Origin of the sequence: Paraburkholderia sp. EB58, from assembly GCF_050436665.1 — a bacterium.
Lineage (GTDB): Bacteria > Pseudomonadota > Gammaproteobacteria > Burkholderiales > Burkholderiaceae > Paraburkholderia.
In genome coordinates, this window is the sequence record NZ_JBNDMQ010000028.1 from 1 (window position 1) to 21,437 (window position 21,437).

A 21,437-nucleotide genomic window follows, 5' to 3' on the forward strand; every position below is an offset into this window, starting at 1 on the left:
ATGCTGAAGTTGTGAAAGCTGTCACCGTACTGGGTGACGAACGACTGAACCACGTCGTTCACCCAGTCGGCAATCGACAGATGCAGGAAAAACGAGTTCATCTTCTACTCGGGGTCTTAACTTGCCAGGCTCGCCTGGATTTTCGACGCGACATCGGCCGGCACCCACTGCTTCCACATCTCCGGATGCGATCGCAGGAATTGCGTGGCCATCGTGCTGCCGTCGACCTTCTTCACGCTCATGTCGAGGATGGTTTGATTCAGGAAGTCCATCGGAAACTTGACCTTGGTGAACAGTTCCATCAACTGCGGGTCGTCGTTGTAGAAGGGCGTCGACACGCCCACCGTCACATGCGAGACCATGTATGACGATGCGCACTGCGACGTGCTGCTCTCGTCGCGCAGCGTCTTCCAGCAATCGGCGTTGTAAGGCGGCATCTTCAGTTCGGTGAGCTTGTACTTGGCCATCAGCGCAGCCGGGCCCCAGTAATAGAACAGAATCGGCTTGCCGCGCGTGTAGGCCGACGCAATCGCCGCATCGAGCGCTGCGCCCGTGCCCGGCCGGAAGTTCGTATACGAATCGTCGAGCTTGAGCACCTTCAGAAGACGCGTATTGACGCGTTCGCAATCCCAGCCGCTCGGGCAGTTGAGAAAACGGCCCTTGTTGGGCTCCTCGTCATCCGTGAACACATCCTTGTACTTCGGCAGATCGGCCACGGCAACGAGGCCCGGCGCCGACGGCTTGATGCCGCGCGCGGTGTCCCCCTTCACGACGTAGTCGGGCACGAACCAGCCTTCCTTGGTGCCGCCCGGCAGCGTATCGCCGACCAGCTTGACGTTGCCCGAAGCGACAGCCTTTGCGGTGATCTCGCTGCGGCCGGTCCATTGTTCGGCCCAGACCTGCACGTCGTTGTGGGCGAGAGCGGTTTCGGTGGCGGCGGTGCTGCCGGGCACCTCATCGGTCTTGCAGCCGTAGCCTTTCTCGAGAATTTGCCGCAGGACCTCGGTGGCGAACGCGCCGCTTTCCCATGTGATGCCGGCAAAGTGCACGGTCTTGCCCGAACCGCACCAGGTGTCCGCCGCGTGAGCGGTGCCGGTTGCGAGTAACGCGATGCTCAGGAACGCCGCGCGAAGGTGCTTGAATTTCATGGTTGACTGTCTCCTATGTTTTGTCTGAATGTATTTTTCTAGTGAGTCGTGACCGCGCCCGGTTTGATAGCCGGCTGCCACGATGTGCTGTGCGATTCGAAATCGCTGCGCCATCGACGGTGTACTTGATTGTGCTGGTCGTTGCCGTCGCCGAAGAATTGATGTTTTTTGATCTCAGGTATGAGCCTGACTCAACTTCGGGTTTGTACGGAGCGGCGTGACAGGAGGGGAGTGCGAGGCGAGGTGACGTCAGCGGGAGGGGCGGTGCCGTGGCCGCGGAGAGCGGCCATGGGCAGATAATAAACCAGACGAAAGCGGCGCAGGCCGCCCGCGCTCAGAACGGCTTATAAGGCAGAAACTTGCCATCCAGCTTGATAACCGCGAGCGAGCCGTCGCTGGAATCGCATGGTGGGTCCTTTCGTGGGTTGCGGGAGTGTTCAGGGTGGGTGCTGCTAGTCGGATTTGGCGCTATCAGCGGGCGCGTCAACGTGTGTCCGCAGCGCACAGGCGTCGGGATGCGCCGCGAGCGAAACGAAACGCGGCGGCTTCGCGCTGCCGTCGAGCGAGTCGATCGCACCGTTTTCGATGTCATAGACCCAGCCGTGCAGGTTTAACTTACCCTGTGAGAGGGCTACCGCAACCGACGGATGGGTTTTGATGTTGGCAAGCTGCGCCTCGACGTTGTCGCGCACCAGCGCATTGAGCCGCGCCTGCGGCGAAGCATGCGTGCGGGCGGCATTCACGGCTTTGGCCGAATCGGCATGCCGCAACCAGGCGGCCACCGCGGGCAGATGATCGAGACACATGCACGTCGAGATGGCCGTCATTGCGCCGCAGTCAGAATGCCCACATATCACGATGTCAGTGACGCGCAGCACCGCGACCGCATACTCAACGGTCGCCGAGACGCCGCCCGGTTCCGGTCCATAGGACGGCACGATATTGCCGGCGTTGCGGATCACGAACATGTCCCCGGGCTCGCGTTGCGTCAGCAGCTCCGGCACCACGCGGCTGTCCGAGCAGGTCACGAACAGCACGCCCGGGTTCTGGCTATTGGCGAGGCGCTTGAAGAGCGCTGAATGGGCGGGAAACACCTCCCGCTGAAATTTCAGAAAGCCTTCAATGATGTCCTGCATGAGTCTCTCCCGGCACAGAGCAATAACGAAAGGATGAACCTGTCTAACTATAGGGTCCAAGACCGGATTATGATTGATCCAATAAGTGACACCTATACTCGAATCTCCATGCTGCTACGGCATATCCGCTATCTGCAGGCGGTCGCAGAACACCAGAATTTCACACGCGCCGCCGAGGCGTTGCATGTGTCGCAACCGACGCTGTCGCAGCAGATCCGGCAACTCGAAGACGTTCTGCAGGTGCAACTGCTCGACCGTTCAGGCCGCACGGTGCGCGTAACCGATGCGGGCGAGGCCTATCTGCGCCACGCCCGGCGCGCGTTGCAGGATCTCGATGCCGGCCGGCGCGCCATTCACGACGTGCAGGACCTGAGCCGCGGCACATTGCGGCTTGCCGTCACGCCGACGTTCACGGCTTATCTGATCGGTCCTTTGCTGGCCCGTTTCAACGAGCTTTACCCAGGCATCACGGTGAGTCTTGAGGAGACCACTCAGGACCGCATCGAAGCGGCGCTGGCCGACGACCTGCTCGATATCGGCATTGCGTTCGACGAGGTCCGCTCACCAGATATCGAAAGCGAAGTGCTGTTCGTTGAGTCGCTCAGCCTCGTGGTCGGTGCGGCCCATCGCTGCGCGGCGCAAAAAGCGCCGTTGGCCGTGCGGGACCTGGAGCAGGAGTCACTGGTGCTGTTGAGCGGGAAGTTTGCGACGCGGCGTTACATCGATCTGTACTGCCGGCAGCAACGCATCGCGCCGCGCGTGGCAATCGAGGTCAATTCGCTCAGTGCGGTGGTGGAGATCGTGCGGCGCGGACGGCTTGCCACGGTCTTGCCCGATGCGATCGCGCGCGAGCATGAGGGCTTGCATTCCGTCGCGTTGAAACCGGCTTTGCCACGACGCACAGCCGTGCTGCTGCGGCGTAGCGGTGCCTATCGGAGTGCAGCGTGCGATGCGTTTGCGGCGCTCGCCGCAGCGCTTAGTGGGCCGCGCTGATCGGCGCCAGCAGGTGCAGCGAGTGGTGCAGGATCGGGTACACGCACACGAGGAATGCGGCATACACCGCGGCCATCGTCACTCCGGCGGCTGTGCCCCAGACGTCGCGCGATGCCGGACCCTGGCGGAAGTGGACCGGCAGGCCCACGATGAGATAGCCGAACACGAAGAACGCGATGACCGCCGACACGGGCGACATATCGTGACCGATGTATTCCAATAGGTGAATGAGACCGGGATTGTTCATAGAGGCACACGAGATCTGCAGAGAGAAACCGATCAAGTGTTGCTGATTACAACCGATGGGCACACAAGGGTCAAGCGACAAAAAGTTAGATTTTTTTACAGAAGAAATAGCACGCTCGACAGCTTTCACTTTGTATTGATGTAGTGATGCGATTGTCGACCGATTTTGGAAAACTGAAAGCCTGAGGTCTGTCTGGCAAGGGCTTGCCGGTTTGCCACTCCTTCCTGTTATTTGCCGTGACTCAGCGTTTTCGTAACGGTTCGATTAATGACTTCAGGCCGTTGTGATCGATCTCATGCATTAGCGCTAGCAATTGGCCGATTTCGCCTGGCGGAAAACCTTGGCTCGCAAACCAGTTCAGATAGTGTCCCGGTAAATCCGCGATCAGGCGGCCTTTATATTTTCCGTAGGGCATGACGCGAGTGACCAGCAATTCCAGGTGTTCCGGATTCATCGCTTTAGTCCCAGAGAGTGTGGTTGCCGAACCCGGCGGGCAGCCGCATTTTAGCTGCCCTGCAGGTATCGCGCGGCCGTGGTAAGTTCAATGCTTTTCGATTGTTGAACCAACAGGGACAGTGCGATGGAATACCGCAAACTAGGCAACAGTGACATCGAGGTCAGTCTGATCGGTCTCGGGACAATGACCTGGGGCGAGCAGAACACCGAACGCGAAGCGCATGAGCAGATCGACTACGCGCTCGATCAAGGCGTCACTCTGATCGATGCCGCCGAGATGTATCCTGTGCCGCCGCGTCCCGAGACGCAAGGCGCAACAGAACGCTACATCGGCACGTGGCTCGCGCAGCATCGCAGCGCGCGCGGGAAAATCGTGCTCGCCACCAAGATCGCCGGCCCGGCGCGTCAGCCGCATAATCCGCGCCATATCCGCGGCGAAGGCAATCAGTTCGACCGCAAGAATCTCACCGAAGCGCTGAACCACAGTCTCAAGCGCCTGCAAACCGAATACGTCGACCTGTACCAGTTGCATTGGCCTGATCGCAGCACCATGACGTTCGGCCGCACCGCCTATCCCTGGGTTGAAGATGCGTACACGGTGCCGATCGAAGAAACGCTGTCGGTGCTGGCTGACTTCGTGAAGGAAGGCAAGGTGCGGCATATCGGCGTGTCGAACGAAACGCCGTGGGGTGTCGCACAGTTCCTGCGTGCGGCGGAGAAGCTCGACTTGCCGCGCATCGTCAGCATCCAGAATCCGTACAGTTTGCTGAACCGTACTTTCGAAGTGGGTCTGTCGGAATACAGCCATCGTGACGGCATTGGCCTGCTCGCCTATTCGCCGCTTGCGTTCGGTTGGCTATCGGGCAAGTACGAAGGGGGTGCGCGTCCTGAGGGCGCCCGCATCACGCTGTTCGAACGCTTCAAGCGCTATAGCAAGCCCGAAGCGGTGCAGGCGACCAGCCGCTACGTCGAACTCGCGAAGCGGCACGGCCTGTCGCCCGCGCAATTCGCGCTGGCGTTCGTCAATAGCCGGCCGTTCCTCACGAGCAACCTGATCGGTGCGACCTCGCTCGCGCAGTTGAAGGGAAACATCGCGAGCGTTGATGTGAAGTTGTCGCCCGAGGTGCTGGCGGAAATCGACGCGTTGCATGAAGTGCAGCCGAATCCAGCGCCTTAAGCGTGGGGCGCAAACAGGCGGGCCCGGTTGCTTGAGCGCCGGGCTGGCGCTCAGCGAATCTGGCGTTTCGCTCTCAGCGCGTACAGCGCGATCAGGCTGAGCATCGCGCAAAACGCGCGCAAAACTCACGCAAGACATCAGCTAGAAACCCGGCGCCAGCATCAGCAGCGCCAACCACCGTTTGTCAGGCGCGGGCTGCAACCGTCTTGGGCGCGTTCTCCCCGAGATCCCAGAAGAGCCCCGCCATGATCTGCAGTCCTTCACGTGCGACGGGTCCGAGCAGGTGTTCGTTCGGCGCGTGCTGCGAGCAGGCCGGGTACGAATGTGGCACCCAGATGGTCGGCAGGCCCAGCGTGTCGGCGAACACTTCGTTCGGCAGCGTGCCGCCGAGGTTCGGCAATACCGCAGTCTTTTTGCCCGTGGTCTGCTCGAGCGACGCGATCGCCCACGTGACCCAAGGATCGTCAGGATCCAGACGCGTGGCCGGCGCACCGCTCTCGACCGTCAGATCGACCATCGTGAAGCCGTGCGCATCCAGATGGGAGCGCAGGTGCTGGGCGAGGTTTTGCCAATCGGTGCCTACGACGAAGCGCAACTGGCAGTGCGCAAAGGCGGCCGCCGGAATCGCGTTGACAGGGTTGTCAGGGTTGCCCGCCTTGAAGGCGAGCACTTCAAAGCTGTTCCAGCCGAAGACTCGTTCCGCGGGCGTGAGGCCCGGTTCGCCCCAGTTATCGTCGACGGCGGGGTCGCCCGTGCCACCACCGACGGTGATATCGGCCAGCGCCCGCCGCACCGCCTCGGGAATCGGCGGCGGACGCAGGCCGTCGACGGCGATTACGCCGCGTGCATCGACAAGGCTCGCTAGCGCGTTGGCAAGAACCGTGGCCGGGTTGCGCAGCAGGCCGCCCCAGTTGCCCGAGTGATGCGCGCCGTCACGCGGGTTCAGCGAGAGCTGGAAATTCACCGAGCCGCGCGAGCCGAGAAACACGGTTGGACGCCGCGCGGCAAGGCGCGGCCCGTCCGAGGCGATCAGCACGTCAGCGGCGAGCGCCTCCTTATACGTATGGCAGAACGCATCGAGTCCCGGTGAGCCGGTTTCCTCGCCCATTTCGATCAGCAGCTTGGCGTTAAAGCCGAGTTTGCCGCCGCGCGCGTCGAGCACGCTGGCGAGCGCCGCGAGATTGATGGTGTGCTGCCCCTTGTTGTCGGCGGTGCCGCGGCCGTACCAGCGCTTCCCTTCGACCTTCACCGTCCACGGCGTCAGCGGTTCGCGCCATTGGTTGTCGTAGCCGCGAACCACGTCGCCGTGGCCGTATGTCAGCATGGTCGGCAGGTCGTCGCTCTCGTGTCGCGTCGCGATCAGGAAGGGGCCGGCGCCCGCCACCGGGTTGTCGACGATGCGCGTCTCGAAGCCGAGCCGCTCGGCCTCGGGGACGATCTCATCGGTCAGATAGGCGAGCAGGATGGCGGCGCGGTCCGTTTCCTGGCTCTCGGTGCGAAATCCGACGCGGCGGTTGAGGTCGGCGAGAAAGGCACCGGAATCGAAGTAGTGCGTCGCGTGCTGGATGGCCTGGTTGCGGGTCAAGGTTGTCTCCGGTGGCGGGCTATAGACGACAGATCGTTCGGATACGAATGCCAGAACGCTGGCTGCGACACACGGTGCGCGATCCCGCGCCCTCGGCCGCAGCGTTCAGCTTGCGATCGATTCCAGGAGGCCGTATCGGTTGTCACAATAATCGCATTTCGAAGCTTTCGTTGCCAAAAAGGCAAAACTCGCGCGACTTTTGCGGACGACGGCTTCGTGTTGATCAGGGCGCCTCAGCCGACGCGGACCCGCCGCATGCCATAATTCCGCTTAACCGTTGCCTCCATCTCGTTCATTCCGGCTATTTCATTCGAAAGCAGCCTTTCTCCACGCGTCGTCCAATTGAAAAACCTGCTGGTATCCCTCGATCAACTGACGCGATTCGATGAGATCGTGGACGTGCGCACGCCGCTCGAGTTTGCCGAAGATCACGTTCCGGGTGCGATCAACGCGCCGGTGCTGAGTAACGAGGAGCGCGTGATCGTCGGCACCATGTACAAGCAGGTGTCGCCCTTCGAGGCCACGCGGGTCGGCGCGGCGATGGTGGCGCGCAATATCGCGCATCACCTCGAAACGACCTTTGCCGGCCGTCCGCGCAACTGGCGCCCGCTGATCTATTGCTGGCGCGGCGGCAAGCGCTCCGGGTCGATGACGACCTGGTTCAACCTGATCGGCTGGCAGGCGCGTCAGCTCGACGGCGGCTACAAGGCGTATCGGGGTTCCGTGCTCGAGACGCTCAAGCGTCTGCCGGGCCAGTTCGACTATGTCGCGCTGACCGGCCATACCGGCAGTGGCAAGACCCGCTTGTTGCAGGCGCTGCGCGAAGCGGGTGCCCAGGTGCTCGATCTGGAAGCGCTGGCCTGCCATCGCGGCTCGCTGCTCGGCGCGTTGCCGGATCAGCCGCAACCGGCACAAAAAGCCTTCGATACGGCACTCGTCAGCGTGTTGTCGCGCTTCGACGTGCATCGTCCGGTGTTCGTGGAAGCGGAGAGCCGGAGGATTGGAGCGATCACTTTGCCGCAGACGCTGCTCGAGCGCTTTCAGGGCGGCCCCTGTGTGGAAGTTGAGACCACGCATGCCGACCGCATCACGTTTTTGCTGCAGGACTATGCGCATCTGTTCGACAACCCGGACTCGTTCAAGCATCAGCTCGACCGCCTGATCGGCTTGCATAGCCGCGAACAGGTCAAGCACTGGCAGCAGTTGATCGACGCGGGCAGTGGGGGCGCTGCTGGCGGCGCAGGCGCAGCGGCCGCGCGTGCCGAGCTGTTTGGCGAGCTGATCGAGCGGCACTACGATCCGGCCTACCAGCGCAGTAGCCGGCAGCATTTCAGCCACCTTGACGAGGCGCTGCGCTTCAGCTTCAGGCCGAACGCGGCTGACAGTGTGGGGCAGGCCGCGGCGTTACTGGCGAGCCTCGCGCAGGCCGGTAGCAACGCCGATGAGAAGTCCAGTGGCAAGGCACCCGCGGGCGCCCCGCACCGCGTCGCCGGCGCTGCGCATGCCGCGTCCCCTGCTGCGGTTGCCAGCGGCGCTGAGGTCGGCTTGCCGGCCGGCGGGCGAGAGCGGCCGGCTCCCGTCAAACCCCAATAGTCTCCAGCCGTTTCCGGCTCCACAGTCTCCGCTTCAAACCAGAACACACCATAACGATGAACACCACACGCCAGACTCAACCCGCATCCGGATGGGTGATTTTCCTGCTGCTCGCCGTCGCCGGGCTCTTTTATGTGAAGTGGTTTCCGTATTACCACCGGGCCTTCACAGCGGCGGAGACGCATTCAATCGGCAAATCGATCCTGATGGGGACCGACGCAAATCCGCCTGCACCTTCGCTGGCGGCCGCGCTCAGTTATGCGCTTGCTTACGGCAAAGCGATCTGGCAGGCGATGGTGCTCGGCCTGTTGCTCGGCTCGGCCGTACAGGTTCTATTGCCGGTGCAATGGATCGCCCGGGTGCTCGGCAAGACCAGCTTTGGCAGCGTCGCGGCCGGCGGCCTGCTGGCGATCCCCGGCATGATGTGCACCTGCTGCGCGGCGCCGGTTGTAGTTGGCTTGCGGCAGCGACAGGCTTCGCCCGGCGGCGCGATTGCGTTCTGGCTCGGCAACTCGGTGCTCAATCCGGCCACGCTGGTTTTTATGGGGTTCGTGCTCGGCTGGAACTGGGCGGCGCTGCGCCTCGTACTGGGCGTGCTGATGGTGTTCGGTCTGGGCTATCTGGTGAACCGGCTCGTGACCCGCGAAGAGGCCGCGGCCGCAGATGGCCAGTTGGCGCAACTTGCTGCACTGCAGGAGCAGCAGCAGCGCGGGAACGCCTTCGTGCGCTGGCTAAACCTCTTTGCCCGCATGGCGCTGCGTCTGATTCCCGAATATATCGTCCTGATCCTGCTACTCGGCGCCGCGCGCGCGTGGCTGTTCCCGCACGTCGGCCCGGAGATCGGCAACCAGTTTGGCTGGATCGTTGCACTGGCGGTCGCCGGCATGTTGTTCGTGATTCCGACCGCGGGCGAGGTGCCGATCATTCAGGCCATGCTTTCGCTCGGCATGGGCGTTGGGCCGGCCGGCGCGCTGCTGATGACCTTGCCGCCGATCAGCGTGCCGTCGCTGGCGATGCTGGCACGCTCGTTCCGGCCGCGTCTCCTGACGCTGGTGGCGGTGTCGGTCGTGCTGTTTGGGGTGGTGGGCGGTGGACTTGCTGTCGCGCTTGGATTCTGAATCCGTGGGCGGCGCCTGCGACCTCGCCCACGTTGCCCGATAAATCTCGCTGCCAGTTGTCGAATCACGACCTAAACTGGGGAACTGGGGGCGTCTGGATCGAGCGATGGTCACGTTCGATGCGGCTGGGATGCCCACCAGTGGTACGATTCAGCCCGAAAAAAATCACAAGCGGCGTGCCCCTTCGCAACATGTGCGCAGGCGATGTAGGTGCAGGCGATACGGGCTTAGGCGAGCCGCCGCATACACTCGAGCGAAAGCAATCAGGAAATCGAATGGCGCAACAAAAAACAAACCCGAAACTTGAACAGGCGCTGACGCGCGGGGACCTCGCGATCCGCCAGGCGAACTCGGCGCGTGCCACTGCGCTGCTGCGTGCCTTGGGCAAAATGATCATCGACGCATCGGCGACGATCGGCGTGGAAGCCTTCACGCTGATTCCCGATGGCGATCGCATTTACGATCCCGCCGACGGCCTGTGGCCACAGGAACTGCTGGTGTCGCTCGACGGCCCGGTGGAAGAATCCGATCCCGACGAGGTGCGCACTGTGCGCCTGATTGCCGATGATCCGGGCACGCTGTTTCGCGTCGAATGGCAGCGCGCGGACGGCAAGATCGGCCGACAGGAAGGCGGCCCGTTCGCGACGGTCGCGTTCATCTCCGACGTCGATATTCCCTGGACGGATGACGAGGACTGAATCCGGCAGGCGCGCGGTACACGCGCCTAGCGCATCATCCGGCGTCGGAACAGCACTGCCGAGATGCAGAACGGCACCACCACGTAGGCCGCCAGCACGGCGACGTGCAGCGCCACGTGGTCGAGCGGCCGGCCGAGCATCGCAGGCCGGATCAGATCGACCGCATGCGCGAGCGGCAGCAACTGCGTCACATGCTGGGCGATGGGCGGCAGCTGCGCGATCGGAAAGAACACGCCGGAGAGCAGCAGCATGGGCGTGAGCGCGAGCGTCTGATAGAACATGAAGAAATCGTACGACGGTGCGAGCGCCGTCACGATCATCGCCACGGCGGCAAACGCGAGCCCGGTCAGCGCGATGACGGGCAGCGCGAGCAGCATCGAAGGGAAGTTCGCATAGCCGAGCGCACCGGCCACCAGCATGATCGCCACCCCGGACAGCATTGACTTGCTGCCCGCCCACATCACTTCGCCGAGCACGATATCGCCGAGCGTGAGCGGCGTGTGCATGATCGCCTCCCACGTGCGCTGCACGTGCATGCGCGAAAAGCCCGAATACATCGACTCGAAACTGGCTGACATCATCACGCTCGAGGCCACCGTGCCGGCAGCGAGAAAGGCGATATACGACACCCCGTCGACATGCCCGACCATCAAGCCGAGCCCGAAGCCCAGACCGAACAGATAGATCATCGGATCGGCGAGGTTGCCGAACATCGACGCCAGCGCGAGCTTGCGCCACACCAGATAATTGCGGCGCCACACGGCGATCCAGTTGACGGCATTGGCGGGGAGGGCCGCGAACGGCTCGCTGGCCGGGGCGGCCTGGCTGGTTGTGTCGTAGGTGCGTGCGTCCATGGCGGGTGGGTGTCGAGGCGGGCTGGGTTTCGGGTGCGGGTTTCAGGCGCGGATGCGTCGGTGTGCCTCGCGCGTGTGGTTGTGCCGTCAGTCCTGCATTTCGCGGCCCGTAAGCCGCAGGAACACGTCTTCGAGATTGGCCGGCCGGTGTAGATAGCGCAGGTCCGCGCGCTGCTTGAGGCGCGCGTGGACCGGTTCCGCGTCGGTGACGTAGCAGAACAGCGTCTCGCCGCTGATCTCGGTGCGTTCCGCAAGCGGCGCCAGTTCGTCGCGCAAGGCGATGGGATCCGGACCGTAGATTTCGATCACGTCGCAGCCGATTTCCGAGGCGATCAGTTCATTCGGCGCGCCTTCCGCAATCTTGCGTCCTTCCTCGATCACGCACAGGCGGTGACAGAGCCGCTCCGCTTCTTCCATGAAGTGCGTGGTCAGGAGAATGGTTTTGCCGCGCGCGAGCAGCGAGCGCAACCGCTCCCAGATCAGATGGCGCGCCTGAGGGTCGAGCCCAGTGGTGGGCTCATCCATGATCAGCACGTCCGGATCGTTGACGAGCGCGCGGGCCAGCGTCAGGCGCCGCTTCATGCCGCCGGACAGCTCACCGACACGCGCGTCCGCCTTGCTTTCGAGGCGGGCGAATTCGAGCAGCGACGGCACCATGGCGCGGGTCTGCGCCGCACTCATGCCGAAGTAGCGGCCGAACACCAGCAGGTTCTCGCGCACCGTGAAGTCCGGATCGAGATTGTCGAACTGGGGGACGACACCGACGCGCGCCCGCGCGAAACGCGAGCGTGCCGGGATCGGCTCGCCGCACAGGCGAATCGTGCCGGCATCCGGTGCCGCAATGCCGAGCAGCATGCGCAGCGTGGTGGTCTTGCCCGCACCGTTCGGTCCGAGCAGGCCGAAACACTCGCCTTGCTGGACGTGGAACGACAGGCCGTCGACGACGGTCTTACCGGCATAGCGCTTATGGACCTGCAGGAATTCAATGGCGGATTCAGACATAGGTCAATAGGGATTCCGAAAGACGTGAACGGCCGGTGAGGCTGCCCATTCTAGGGCATCGGCGCGCGGCTGTTGACGCTGATGCACTGCGAGGGTGCGGGTTCTTGCGCTGCGGCATGATGCGTTTAGCGGCTCTCATGCAATGAGTGCTTCGTTAGCATTTAGTTAGCGTTTTCCATCCCTTGCATGCTGAATTGCGGCGCACCATGATTAGGACAGAACCGCGATGAACGCGGTAGGGAGAACCACATGGCGAGCTACAAGAAAATCCTGTTGTGCTACGACGGCTCGCGCGAAGGCCGCAAGGCCCTGCGTTGCGGCGCCGATCTGGCGCTAGACCTCAAAGCGGAAACGCATCTGCTGTCGGTGGTCGATATGCGCTCGAGCATCGCGCAGAGCGCGGGGCTGTTGACCGACGTGGCCTGTGGCAGCTTCGAAAAGACCGCCCGCGACATCCTCCAGGAAGGGGTCGACTGGCTCACCGAGCGCGGTGTCACCGCGCAAGGCCATTTTGCGTTCGGCCACCCGATCGACGAAATCGCCAACCTGGCTAACGAGCTGCAAGTGGATCTAGTGGTGGTTGGCCACCGATGCCGCACCGGCCTGTCGCGCTGGTGGATGGGGGCGGGCAATACGCCTCTGCTCGACCGGGTCTCGTGCAGCATTCTGGTGGCGTGCTCGTCGGTGCAGGAGCAGCAGCAAGCGGCTGAGGCGGCCTGAGTCGGCGTAGAGCGGAACAGGGTGGACAAGATTGGAAGCGCGCTGACTCACTGTTTAGCGCGCCCTCAACTCGCATTCAGTTCGCGTTCAGCTCTACCGCAGCCAGCTTCCACGTAAACAGCCCTTCGCGCCGCAGAATGGCGGAATAGCGCGCATCGCCGACGCCGTGTTGATACGTGACGGCGAATGCGTTGATGCTGCGGTAGCCTGCCGTGGTTTGCGGCGGTTGCGGCGGTTGCGGCGGTGTGGTTGTATTGCCCGGCGCGGGCGCTGCGGGGGCCGGTGTTGTATCTGCCGGGCCGGCAGGCGTATTGGCGCCAGTATTCTGGTGAGCAGGCGGACGCTGGGTGAGATCGCCGCGTGGCGGCATGCCGTTCAGTAGCGCGGCCACGCCGTCGGGGGTGGCATAGGCGTCAACCAAGGGACCAATCAGCGCTATGCCGATCATTGCCCCTATGGCTGCGAGCGGATTGCCGTTCGCGCGCGCTTCGAGCCGCCTCGTCAACAAGCCGCCAATCTGTTCTTTCAGGCTTTCGCGGAATGCTGGATAGTCCACGTACTCGCTGACGGTCTGCGCATCTCGCGCATCGGCGGCGCGCTTCAGGCGATCAAGCGCGAGATAGGGCGACGCATAGCCGTACCCCAGCACGGCCACGACCGCAATCACCACGAGTACAACGATCAGCGGCCGCGAAGAGCCGCGTTTTGCAGGTGTTGAAACAGCCATCGGGCGAGATTCTCCGCTGTAGGTGATCTAACGTGGACCGCTGCCGCAGGAAAACGATCCCCGCAAGCTTCACGCGATCCTGGCGATTTCACCCGATGCCACCTTCTTGCCAGCTTTGCCCGGCGCTCATCTACAACGCATGATGCCGAACCCGAAGAGAGATCAGCCCGGGCTTCCGGGCCGTCCGCGATACAGCCCTTACTCGAACAGCGCGTTTTGCACGCCGGCCCGTTCTTCCGCGATGCAACGGTCGATCATCCGGCACACCGCGTCGACGGTGCCGACCATGATGAGACGCGACGGGCCGTGGTAGACCCGCACCGGCGCGCGCCGGGCCGGTTCTGCTGTATTGAGCCCTGAATTCAGCGAGACCCGCGCAAAGGCCGGCAGCGCCGACGGCAAGGTTGAGGTCTGCGGCGCCGCTACGTCGAATAACGAAGGCGTGGCGCTGGACGCCTCGATCGGTGCGCACGGCACGAGGCTGCGCAAATGGCGCAGACGACCAAACTGGCGGAAGGGCAGCAGGCGGGCAAGGCGTTCCATGAGTCTCTCCAGGCGTTGTTCAGAGCAGGGTTCAGAACTCGGACGGGCGGATCAGCCCAACCGCGATGCCTTCCAATGCGAATTCCGCACTGCCGGCCTGAACGAAGATGTTTTCGTAATCGGGGTTCTCGGCGATCAGCTCGATTCCATTCGGCCGGCGCTTGAGACGCTTGACCGTCACGTCGTCGCCCAGCCGCGCAACGATGATCTGGCCGTCTTTTGCTTCGCTTTTCTTCTGCACGGCAAGCAGATCGCCGTCGAAAATGCCGGCGTCGCGCATGGACAGCCCGCGTACCTTCAGCAGGTAGTCCGGCTTGCTCGAGAACAGCGCCGGGTCGCAGGCGTAATGCTGCGAGATATGTTCCTGCGCGAGGATCGGGCTACCCGCGGCCACCCGGCCGATCAGGGGCAGCGACAACTGCATGATGCTGGCGTGCGGCAGCGTGAACTGGTGCGGCGAGTCGTCCTGACCGGCGAGCAGCAGCCGGATGCCGCGCGAAGCGCCCGCAGCGAGTTCGATCACGCCCTTGCGGGCCAGCGCCCGCAGATGCTCCTCCGCCGAGTTGGCTGAGCTGAAGCCCAGTTCGGCGGCGATCTCCGCGCGGGTGGGCGGAAAGCCGGTGCGTTCGATAGCCCGGCGGATCAGATCGAAAACTTCTTGCTGTCGTGCGGTGAGTTTGGTCATGGCGCCACTGTATGGATAGACAGGTGACTGTATTTTTATACAGTATTCGGCGCAATTCAAGCTTTACTTTAAGTTCGTGTCCCTGGGTGTCGTTGAAGCGCCGGTTTCGGGCGTCGGAACAGCCGTTTTCGTGCCGCAACGCCGCGTCTGGCTGTCATTACCACTTTTGCGTATTAAAAAATGAAGAAACATTATTTTTAATGATGAAAGCCCTTCGATAGACTGGCCTCCAGCTCGACACATACAACACGGGACGCGCTGTCCCAACCAACCACAACGCGGAGAAGGTGGATGATCGATCAGGGCACGGGGCTCGCAGGCAAGACCAGGAAACTCATCACGGTGCTGGCGTTAGGCGCCGCAGCGGCACTCGGTCTGGTGGCCCAGACGGCCGCGGCGGATACGACGCTGCTCAACGTGTCCTATGACCCGACGCGCGAGCTGTACCAGCAGGTCAATCAGGCGTTCGGCAAACAATGGAAGGCGCAAACCGGCGAGACGATCACGTTCAAGCAGTCGCACGGCGGCTCGGGCGCACAGGCGCGCTCGGTGCTCGACGGCCTGCAGGCGGACGTCGTGACGTTGGCGCTGGCTTACGACATCGACGCGCTCGCCAGCAAGGGCCTCGTCGACAAGGGCTGGCAAAAGCGCCTTCCGGACAACGCGGCACCGTACACCTCGACGATCGTGTTCCTCGTGCGCAAGGGCAATCCGAAGCACATCAAGGACTGGGACGACCTGGTGAAGCCGGGCGTGTCGATCGTCACGCCGAACCCGAAGACCTCAGGCGGCGCGCGCTGGAACTATCTGGCGGCATGGGCGTATGCCGAGCATCAGCCGGGCGGCAACGATCAGAAGGCCAAGGATTTCGTCTCGAAGCTCTATAAGAACGCCGGCGTGCTCGACTCGGGCGCGCGTGGTGCGACCACGAGCTTCGTGCAACGCGGCATCGGCGACGTGCTGATTGCCTGGGAAAACGAGGCGTTCCTGTCGTTGAAGGAATTCGGTCCGGACAAGTTCGAGATCGTCGTGCCGTCGGTGAGCATTCTGGCCGAGCCGCCGGTGGCGGTGGTCGACAAAGTGGTGGACAAGCACGGCACCCGCAAGCTGGCCGAGGCATACCTGAACTTCCTCTATAGCGAGCAAGGCCAGGAAATCGCAGCCGAGAATTTCTACCGGCCGCGTTCGGACAAGGTGCCGACTGCACTGACCGCGAAGTTTCCGAAGCTGAAGCTGTACACGGTGGATGACTCGTTCGGCGGCTGGGCGAATGCGCAGAAGACTCACTTTGCGGATGGCGGTGTGTTTGATTCGATCTACTCGCCGCAGTAAGGCGCAATCCGTAGAACGCAATCCGGCACGCCCTTGTGGCGTGCTTTTGGTCACCGATTTGGGCCGCACGTTTGGCCCACGGTGGCCGCAGCGATTTTTACCCTGATAGAGCATCCTGCATGACGACGTTGACCTTCCGCAAGCCAAGCGCGTTACCCGGCTTCGGCCTGACGCTCGGCATCACGGTGGCGTATCTGAGCCTCGTGGTACTGATTCCGCTCGCGGCGACCTTTCTCAAGACGGCCTCGCTCGACTGGTCCCAGTTCGTGCGCGCCGTGGCCTCGCCGCGCGTGCTGGCGTCGTACCGGCTGACCTTTTTCTCCGCGCTCGGCGGCGCGTTGATCAATGCGGTGTTCGGTTTTCTGGTCGCCTGGGTGCTGGTGCGTTATTCGTTCCCGTTCAAGCGTCTGGTCGACGCTGTCGTGGATCTGCCGTTCGCGTTGCCCACTTCGGTCGCAGGCATTTCACTCGCGGCGGTGTATGCAGGCAACGGCTGGATCGGCCAGTTTCTTGAGCCGCTCGGCATCAAGATTGCGTTTACGCCCGCTGGCGTGCTGGTTGCGTTGACCTTCATCGGCCTGCCGTTCGTGGTGCGCACTGTGCAACCGGTGCTCGAAGAGTTCGAGCGCGAGCAGGAAGAAGCCGCCGCGTGCCTCGGTGCATCGCGCTGGCTGACGTTTCGCCGCGTCGTCCTGCCTGCCGTGTTGCCGGCGCTGCTGACCGGTTTCGCTTTGGCCTTCGCGCGGGCACTGGGCGAATACGGCTCGGTGATCTTCATTGCCGGGAACGTGCCGATGAAATCGGAGATCACCTCGCTCCTGATCATCACGAAGCTCGAACAGTACGACTACGCCGGGGCAACCGCTCTGGCGGTGGTGATGCTGGTCGTGTCGTTCCTCATGCTGCTTTTGATCAACACGTTGCAGTGGTATCTGCAGCGTCGCACGCGCCGTGGCGCGGCCGGACCGGCACTGCCCATTGCGACCGCCACAACGATTACGACGGGCACTGCAGGAGGTGCGCAATGAGCCAGGATTCCGCTGCGCTCCCGCCGCTGCCGCCCGTACAGCGTGCCGCTTCGGATGCGGCTCGCCGTGCCGATCCCGTGACCGAACCGCGGCTCGTGCGCTGGGTGCTCACCGGCATCGCGCTGCTGTTTCTCGCGCTGTTTCTGGTGGTCCCGCTCGTCGCGGTGTTCTATCAGGCGTTGAGCAAGGGCATCGGCTTTTACTTCGAAGCGCTCGCCGATCCCGATGCCGTCTCCGCCATCAAGCTGACGCTCTTGACCGCCGCGATCGCAGTACCGTTGAACCTGGTTTTCGGGCTCGCCGCCTCCTGGTGTATCGCGAAGTTTGAATTCAAGGGCAAGGCGCTCCTGACGACTCTGATCGACCTGCCGTTCTCCGTCTCGCCGGTCGTCTCCGGTCTCGTCTACGTGCTGCTGTTCGGCGCGCAAGGCTGGTTCGGCCCGTGGCTGCAGGATCACAACATCCAGATCATCTTCGCAGTACCAGGCATCGTGCTGGCGACGATTTTCGTGACGTTCCCGTTCGTCGCGCGTGAGTTGATTCCGCTGATGCAGGCACAAGGTAACGACGAAGAGGAAGCCGCCCACGTGCTCGGCGCTTCCGGTTGGCAAACGTTCCGGCGTGTCACCTTGCCGAACGTCAAGTGGGGTCTGTTGTACGGCGTGATCCTGTGTAATGCACGGGCGATGGGCGAGTTCGGCGCGGTTTCGGTGGTTTCAGGCCATATTCGCGGCCAGACCGACACGATCCCGTTGCATGTCGAAATCCTCTACAACGAATATAACTTTTCGGCGGCGTTTGCCGTGGCGTCATTGCTCGCGCTACTCGCGCTCGTGACGCTGGGCCTCAAGCTGCTCGCCGAGCGCCATATGTCGGCGGAACTGGCGGCCGCGCGTGATGTACCCGCGCACGCCGGCCCCACAACTTCAAAGTCTTCAATGGCGCTTGCGCCGACGCAGGAGTAATCAATGGGTATCACCGTCCGTAACCTGCAAAAGCGCTTTGGCGATTTCACTGCGCTCGATAACGTCTCGCTCGACTTTCCGCCGGGCGAACTGGTTGCGCTGCTCGGGCCGTCGGGTTGTGGCAAGACCACGCTGTTGCGCGTGATCGCCGGGCTCGAATATGCGGACTCGGGTCAGGTCGTGTTACAAGGACAGGACGTCGCGACGGTGGGCGCACGCGAGCGGCAGGTCGGTTTCGTGTTTCAGCATTACGCGCTGTTCCGTCATATGACCGTGTTCGAGAACGTCGCCTTCGGCCTGCGCGTGAAACCGCGCAAGGAGCGGCCGTCGGAGGCGGTGATCCGCGAGAAGGTGCATGAGTTGCTGAAGCTCGTGCAACTGGATTGGCTGGCGCAACGCTATCCGTCGGAGCTCTCGGGCGGGCAACGTCAGCGGATTGCGCTGGCGCGTGCGCTCGCCGTCGAGCCCAAGGTGTTGTTGCTGGACGAACCGTTCGGCGCGTTGGACGCGAAGGTCCGCAAGGAACTGCGTGGCTGGCTGCGCCGTTTGCACGACGATCTGCATATCTCGACGATCTTCGTGACGCACGACCAGGAAGAAGCGTTGGAGGTCGCGGACCGCATCGTCGTGATGAACCGCGGTCATGTGGAACAGGTGGGGAGTCCTCAGGACGTGTACGATCATCCGCAGACCTCGTTTGTCTACGAGTTTCTAGGCGCGGCCAACCGGCTGCGCGGCACGGTGGATCAGCACGGTTTCGTGGTAGACGGCGCTGCGTTGCCGGTTGCGGCGGCGGCCGGTTTCGAAGGCCCGGCGTTCGCCTATGTGCGGCCGCACGACCTGCAGCTTTATCCGCAGGCCTCGGGTCACCGCGACGGCATCGTCGTCGACGTGCGGCGTGTCGTGACGCTCGGCGGCTCGGTGCGCGTCGAACTCGCCGGGCGCGAGGGCAACGTGCTCGAAGCGGAGCTGGATCGAGAAGCGTGGCGAGCACTGCAACTGGCGGTCGGCGACGGCGTAACGGCGGTGCCGCGTGCGTTGCGCGTCTTTCCGGCGCACTGAGACAGCCCGGCTAACCTATATTGCATAACTTGAATCTGGCTGAACCGGAGACATATAAATGAACTTCCAGCAACTGCGCTTCGTGCGCGAGGCCGTGCGCCAGAACATGAACCTGACCGAAGTCGCGAACGTGCTGTACACGTCGCAGTCGGGCGTGTCGAAACAGATCAAGGACCTCGAGGACGAACTCGGCGTCGATATCTTCATCCGTCGCGGCAAACGCCTGACGGGATTGACGGAGCCGGGCAAGGCGGTGCACCAGCTGATCGAGCGGATGCTGCTTGACGCGGAAAACCTGCGCCGGGTCGCGCGCCAGTATGCGGACCAGGACAGCGGCCACCTCGTGGTGGCGACGACTCACACGCAGGCGCGCTACGCGCTGCCCAAGGTGATCCGCCAGTTCACCGAGGTGTTCCCGAAGGTGCATTTGGCCCTGCGCCAGGGCAGTCCGCAGCAGATCGCGCAGATGATCATCAACGGCGAAGCGGATATCGGCATCTCGACCGAGGCGCTCGACCGCTTCCCGGACATCGTCACGTTCCCGTGCTATTCGTGGCACCACATCGTAGTCGTACCGAAGGACCATCCGCTGGTGGGCCGTCAGAACCTGACGCTCGATGAGATCGCCGAGTTTCCGATCGTGACCTACGATCAGGATTTCACTGGCCGCTCGCATATCGACCAGGCGTTCGCCAAAGCGGGGGCGTTGCCCGACGTGGTGCTGACCGCCATCGACGCGGACGTGATCAAGACCTATGTCGAGCTCGGCATGGGCATTGGTGTGGTCGCGGCGATGGCCTATGATCCGAAGCGCGACACGGAGCTGGTTGCGCTCGATACCGAGCATCTGTTCGAGGCGAGCACGACCCGCGTCGGCTTGCGCAAGGGCGCGTTCCTGCGGTCCTACGCCTATCGTCTGCTGGAAATGTTCGCGCCGCAGCTGAAGGAAGCCGACATCGCCGCGCAATTGCGGGCAGTGGACTGACGGCGGGGCATCGGCGCGTCGCCGGATTCGGCCCCTGACGGGGACTGCCTGGCCAGTAGCGAGGTTGTGACTCACGCCCGGCATTCCCGTTTGACCGCATGGCGGCGAGCGGCGCATCGCTTACAATCGCCGCCATGAATACTTTGACTTCCTCCTCCTCTGGAACACCGGCTGCCGGGGCGCCCGGGCTGCCGCGCATTGCTGTCCTGGCGACGGGCGGCACAATTGCCGGCTCCGCCGCCGATGCCGCCAATACTTCGGGCTATCAGGCCGGCGTGGTCGGCGTAGACCGCCTGCTCGAGGCTGTGCCCGCGCTGTCGGGCGTCGCGCAGATCCAGCCTGAGCAGATTGCCAGCGTTGATAGCAAGGACATGTCGCTCGCGCTGTGGACCACGCTCGCGCAACGCGTCAACACGCTGCTGGCAAGCGACGAAATCGACGGCGTCGTGATTACCCACGGCACCGACACGCTCGAAGAAACCGGGTATCTGCTGCATCTGACCGTCAAAGGGACCAAACCGGTTGTCTTGACCGCGGCGATGCGGCCCGCATCGGCGCTCTCCGCCGATGGCCCGCTGAATCTGCTCAATGCCGTGACGGTCGCGGCGAGCGCGGCCGCGCACGGGCAGGGCGTGCTGGTGGCCTTCAACAACCGCATTCATTGCGCGCGTGACGTCGTCAAGACCAGCACCTACGCGGTCGATGCGTTCCAGTCGCCGGAAGTCGGCGCGCTCGGTTGGGTGCAGGACGGCCGCGTCGAATTCCAGCGCAAGGTCGTGCGTCCGCATACGGTTGACACGGAATTTGTGATCGGCACCAAGTGGCCGAATGTCGAGCTCGTCGTGAGCTATGCGGGTGTTTCACGGATCGCCGTCGACGCGCTGGTGGCGGCGGGCGTGCGCGGCATCGTCGTCGCCGGCACAGGCAACGGCTCGATTCATTCGTCGGTGCAGCAGGCCTTGGTCGATGCCGTGACGCAGGGCGTGGTGGTGGTGCGCTCGTCGCGGGTCGGCTCGGGCCATGTGATGCGCAACGGCGCCGCGCCGGATGATGTACTTGGGTTTGTCACGGCGGGCTCGCTCAATCCATACAAGGCGCGCGTGCTGCTGATGCTGGCGCTCGCGGCTGGGGGCACGGGGGCGGTGGCGCTGCAGAAAATCTTCGATACGTACTGAGCGGGAAGAGCCGCGCGTCGTCTTTCGCGCGTTGACCGGCCTCCTCAACGAAAACGCGGCAATAGGGGTGACCTGCCCTTATTGCCGCGTTGTTATTTGTGCCGGCGTGCGCCGAAGTCAACGCGCAGCCTGGGCGCTGTGCCACATGGCTGCATAAGCGATCGTGAAATCCGCTCGCTTTGATCGTAAATAAAAGAAGTGGTGGACC

The 21,437-nt window shown here is 63.1% G+C and carries 21 protein-coding genes and 1 pseudogene; 12 read left to right on the forward strand and 10 right to left on the reverse strand.

Features of this window, described 5'->3' with window-relative positions:
* Positions 1 to 116: 116 nt before the first annotated feature.
* Together P3T40_RS31435 and P3T40_RS31440 are read right to left on the reverse strand one after the other, a co-directional pair.
* Positions 117 to 1,148: an ABC transporter substrate-binding protein gene (locus tag P3T40_RS31435; protein WP_429271618.1), complete on the reverse strand. Its 1,032-nt coding sequence runs from the start codon at positions 1,146 to 1,148 to the stop codon at positions 117 to 119.
* 452 nt (positions 1,149 to 1,600) lie between these two features.
* Complete coding sequence (locus P3T40_RS31440) at positions 1,601 to 2,284, reverse strand: carbonic anhydrase (RefSeq protein WP_429271619.1); 684 nt, start codon at positions 2,282 to 2,284, stop codon at positions 1,601 to 1,603.
* Between the two features lie 108 nt (positions 2,285 to 2,392).
* Here P3T40_RS31440 and cynR point away from each other — a divergent pair, with 108 nt between their 5' ends.
* Positions 2,393 to 3,277: a transcriptional regulator CynR gene (cynR, locus tag P3T40_RS31445; protein WP_429271620.1), complete on the forward strand. Its 885-nt coding sequence runs from the start codon at positions 2,393 to 2,395 to the stop codon at positions 3,275 to 3,277.
* Here cynR and P3T40_RS31450 read toward each other — a convergent pair.
* Both P3T40_RS31450 and P3T40_RS31455 read right to left on the reverse strand, forming a co-directional pair.
* Positions 3,261 to 3,524, reverse strand: coding sequence for a hypothetical protein (locus tag P3T40_RS31450; RefSeq protein WP_429271621.1), 264 nt, complete (start codon positions 3,522 to 3,524; stop codon positions 3,261 to 3,263). The two genes, cynR and P3T40_RS31450, sit on opposite strands and share 17 nt — an antisense overlap.
* Positions 3,525 to 3,765: 241 nt before the next feature.
* Positions 3,766 to 3,978, reverse strand: coding sequence for a DUF3820 family protein (locus P3T40_RS31455; RefSeq protein ID WP_429271622.1), 213 nt, complete (start codon positions 3,976 to 3,978; stop codon positions 3,766 to 3,768).
* Positions 3,979 to 4,104: 126 nt separating this feature from the next.
* Between P3T40_RS31455 and P3T40_RS31460 the strand changes: the two genes are divergently transcribed.
* Positions 4,105 to 5,157, forward strand: coding sequence for an NADP(H)-dependent aldo-keto reductase (locus P3T40_RS31460; protein WP_429271623.1), 1,053 nt, complete (start codon positions 4,105 to 4,107; stop codon positions 5,155 to 5,157).
* A 184-nt stretch (positions 5,158 to 5,341) separates the two neighbouring features.
* On the opposite strand, the gene P3T40_RS31465 is transcribed toward P3T40_RS31460, so the two are convergent.
* Complete coding sequence (locus P3T40_RS31465) at positions 5,342 to 6,742, reverse strand: M20 family metallopeptidase (protein WP_429271624.1); 1,401 nt, start codon at positions 6,740 to 6,742, stop codon at positions 5,342 to 5,344.
* A 342-nt stretch (positions 6,743 to 7,084) separates the two neighbouring features.
* On the opposite strand from P3T40_RS31465, the pseudogene mnmH reads away from it, so the two are divergent.
* The 3 genes and pseudogenes from mnmH to P3T40_RS31480 all read left to right on the forward strand — a co-directional run.
* Positions 7,085 to 8,173, forward strand: a pseudogene (mnmH, locus tag P3T40_RS31470) (tRNA 2-selenouridine(34) synthase MnmH); the annotation flags it as partial.
* Between the two features lie 218 nt (positions 8,174 to 8,391).
* Positions 8,392 to 9,453: a permease gene (locus P3T40_RS31475; protein WP_429271625.1), complete on the forward strand. Its 1,062-nt coding sequence runs from the start codon at positions 8,392 to 8,394 to the stop codon at positions 9,451 to 9,453.
* A 275-nt stretch (positions 9,454 to 9,728) separates the two neighbouring features.
* Positions 9,729 to 10,151, forward strand: a complete 423-nt coding sequence (locus P3T40_RS31480; RefSeq protein ID WP_429271626.1) for a hypothetical protein — start codon at positions 9,729 to 9,731, stop codon at positions 10,149 to 10,151.
* 26 nt (positions 10,152 to 10,177) lie between these two features.
* On the opposite strand, the gene P3T40_RS31485 is transcribed toward P3T40_RS31480, so the two are convergent.
* The gene (locus tag P3T40_RS31485) at positions 10,178 to 11,005 is read right to left on the reverse strand and encodes an ABC transporter permease (RefSeq protein WP_429271627.1); all 828 of its coding nucleotides are present in this window, start codon (positions 11,003 to 11,005) and stop codon (positions 10,178 to 10,180) included.
* 87 nt (positions 11,006 to 11,092) lie between these two features.
* Positions 11,093 to 12,007 carry a nodulation factor ABC transporter ATP-binding protein NodI gene (nodI, locus tag P3T40_RS31490; protein ID WP_429271628.1) on the reverse strand — a complete coding sequence of 305 codons (915 nt, stop codon included), beginning with the start codon at positions 12,005 to 12,007 and terminating at the stop codon, positions 11,093 to 11,095.
* A 249-nt stretch (positions 12,008 to 12,256) separates the two neighbouring features.
* Between nodI and P3T40_RS31495 the strand changes: the two genes are divergently transcribed.
* Positions 12,257 to 12,727 carry a universal stress protein gene (locus P3T40_RS31495; RefSeq protein WP_429271629.1) on the forward strand — a complete coding sequence of 157 codons (471 nt, stop codon included), beginning with the start codon at positions 12,257 to 12,259 and terminating at the stop codon, positions 12,725 to 12,727.
* Between the two features lie 76 nt (positions 12,728 to 12,803).
* Here P3T40_RS31495 and P3T40_RS31500 read toward each other — a convergent pair whose 3' ends face one another.
* The 3 genes from P3T40_RS31500 to lexA form a co-directional block, all read right to left on the reverse strand.
* On the reverse strand, positions 12,804 to 13,454 hold the full coding sequence (locus tag P3T40_RS31500) for a DUF2939 domain-containing protein (RefSeq protein WP_429271630.1): 651 nt from the start codon (positions 13,452 to 13,454) through the stop codon (positions 12,804 to 12,806).
* 198 nt (positions 13,455 to 13,652) lie between these two features.
* The gene (locus P3T40_RS31505) at positions 13,653 to 13,997 is read right to left on the reverse strand and encodes a hypothetical protein (protein ID WP_429271631.1); all 345 of its coding nucleotides are present in this window, start codon (positions 13,995 to 13,997) and stop codon (positions 13,653 to 13,655) included.
* Positions 13,998 to 14,028: 31 nt separating this feature from the next.
* On the reverse strand, positions 14,029 to 14,682 hold the full coding sequence (gene lexA, locus P3T40_RS31510) for a transcriptional repressor LexA (protein WP_429271632.1): 654 nt from the start codon (positions 14,680 to 14,682) through the stop codon (positions 14,029 to 14,031).
* Between the two features lie 291 nt (positions 14,683 to 14,973).
* Between lexA and P3T40_RS31515 the strand changes: the two genes are divergently transcribed.
* The 6 genes from P3T40_RS31515 to P3T40_RS31540 all read left to right on the forward strand — a co-directional run bounded on the left by P3T40_RS31515 (position 14,974) and on the right by P3T40_RS31540 (position 21,229).
* Entirely contained in the window at positions 14,974 to 16,014 is a 1,041-nt protein-coding gene (locus tag P3T40_RS31515; protein WP_429271633.1) for a sulfate ABC transporter substrate-binding protein, read from the forward strand.
* Positions 16,015 to 16,133: 119 nt separating this feature from the next.
* Positions 16,134 to 17,042: a sulfate ABC transporter permease subunit CysT gene (gene cysT, locus P3T40_RS31520; RefSeq protein ID WP_429271634.1), complete on the forward strand. Its 909-nt coding sequence runs from the start codon at positions 16,134 to 16,136 to the stop codon at positions 17,040 to 17,042.
* A complete protein-coding gene (cysW, locus tag P3T40_RS31525) occupies positions 17,039 to 18,007 on the forward strand; it encodes a sulfate ABC transporter permease subunit CysW (protein WP_429271635.1) in 969 nt (322 codons plus the stop codon). The genes cysT and cysW overlap by 4 nt, the downstream gene beginning before the upstream one ends.
* Before the next feature lie 3 nt (positions 18,008 to 18,010).
* Positions 18,011 to 19,069, forward strand: coding sequence for a sulfate/molybdate ABC transporter ATP-binding protein (locus P3T40_RS31530; RefSeq protein WP_429271636.1), 1,059 nt, complete (start codon positions 18,011 to 18,013; stop codon positions 19,067 to 19,069).
* Between the two features lie 58 nt (positions 19,070 to 19,127).
* The gene (locus P3T40_RS31535) at positions 19,128 to 20,054 is read left to right on the forward strand and encodes a CysB family HTH-type transcriptional regulator (protein ID WP_429271637.1); all 927 of its coding nucleotides are present in this window, start codon (positions 19,128 to 19,130) and stop codon (positions 20,052 to 20,054) included.
* A gap of 134 nt (positions 20,055 to 20,188) precedes the next feature.
* Complete coding sequence (locus P3T40_RS31540; protein ID WP_429271638.1) at positions 20,189 to 21,229, forward strand: asparaginase; 1,041 nt, start codon at positions 20,189 to 20,191, stop codon at positions 21,227 to 21,229.
* The last annotated feature ends 208 nt before the right edge of the window (positions 21,230 to 21,437 follow it).

Coding starts and splice junctions, on each gene's coding strand:
- P3T40_RS31435 (WP_429271618.1), bottom strand. CDS start 1,148: ATGAAATTCAAGCACCTTCGCGCGGCGTTCCTGAGCATCGCGTTACTC.
- P3T40_RS31440 (WP_429271619.1), bottom strand. CDS start 2,284: ATGCAGGACATCATTGAAGGCTTTCTGAAATTTCAGCGGGAGGTGTTT.
- cynR (WP_429271620.1), top strand. CDS start 2,393: ATGCTGCTACGGCATATCCGCTATCTGCAGGCGGTCGCAGAACACCAG.
- P3T40_RS31450 (WP_429271621.1), bottom strand. CDS start 3,524: ATGAACAATCCCGGTCTCATTCACCTATTGGAATACATCGGTCACGAT.
- P3T40_RS31455 (WP_429271622.1), bottom strand. CDS start 3,978: ATGAATCCGGAACACCTGGAATTGCTGGTCACTCGCGTCATGCCCTAC.
- P3T40_RS31460 (WP_429271623.1), top strand. CDS start 4,105: ATGGAATACCGCAAACTAGGCAACAGTGACATCGAGGTCAGTCTGATC.
- P3T40_RS31475 (WP_429271625.1), top strand. CDS start 8,392: ATGAACACCACACGCCAGACTCAACCCGCATCCGGATGGGTGATTTTC.
- P3T40_RS31480 (WP_429271626.1), top strand. CDS start 9,729: ATGGCGCAACAAAAAACAAACCCGAAACTTGAACAGGCGCTGACGCGC.
- P3T40_RS31485 (WP_429271627.1), bottom strand. CDS start 11,005: ATGGACGCACGCACCTACGACACAACCAGCCAGGCCGCCCCGGCCAGC.
- nodI (WP_429271628.1), bottom strand. CDS start 12,007: ATGTCTGAATCCGCCATTGAATTCCTGCAGGTCCATAAGCGCTATGCC.
- P3T40_RS31495 (WP_429271629.1), top strand. CDS start 12,257: ATGGCGAGCTACAAGAAAATCCTGTTGTGCTACGACGGCTCGCGCGAA.
- P3T40_RS31500 (WP_429271630.1), bottom strand. CDS start 13,454: ATGGCTGTTTCAACACCTGCAAAACGCGGCTCTTCGCGGCCGCTGATC.
- P3T40_RS31505 (WP_429271631.1), bottom strand. CDS start 13,997: ATGGAACGCCTTGCCCGCCTGCTGCCCTTCCGCCAGTTTGGTCGTCTG.
- lexA (WP_429271632.1), bottom strand. CDS start 14,682: ATGACCAAACTCACCGCACGACAGCAAGAAGTTTTCGATCTGATCCGC.
- P3T40_RS31515 (WP_429271633.1), top strand. CDS start 14,974: ATGATCGATCAGGGCACGGGGCTCGCAGGCAAGACCAGGAAACTCATC.
- cysT (WP_429271634.1), top strand. CDS start 16,134: ATGACGACGTTGACCTTCCGCAAGCCAAGCGCGTTACCCGGCTTCGGC.
- cysW (WP_429271635.1), top strand. CDS start 17,039: ATGAGCCAGGATTCCGCTGCGCTCCCGCCGCTGCCGCCCGTACAGCGT.
- P3T40_RS31530 (WP_429271636.1), top strand. CDS start 18,011: ATGGGTATCACCGTCCGTAACCTGCAAAAGCGCTTTGGCGATTTCACT.
- P3T40_RS31535 (WP_429271637.1), top strand. CDS start 19,128: ATGAACTTCCAGCAACTGCGCTTCGTGCGCGAGGCCGTGCGCCAGAAC.
- P3T40_RS31540 (WP_429271638.1), top strand. CDS start 20,189: ATGAATACTTTGACTTCCTCCTCCTCTGGAACACCGGCTGCCGGGGCG.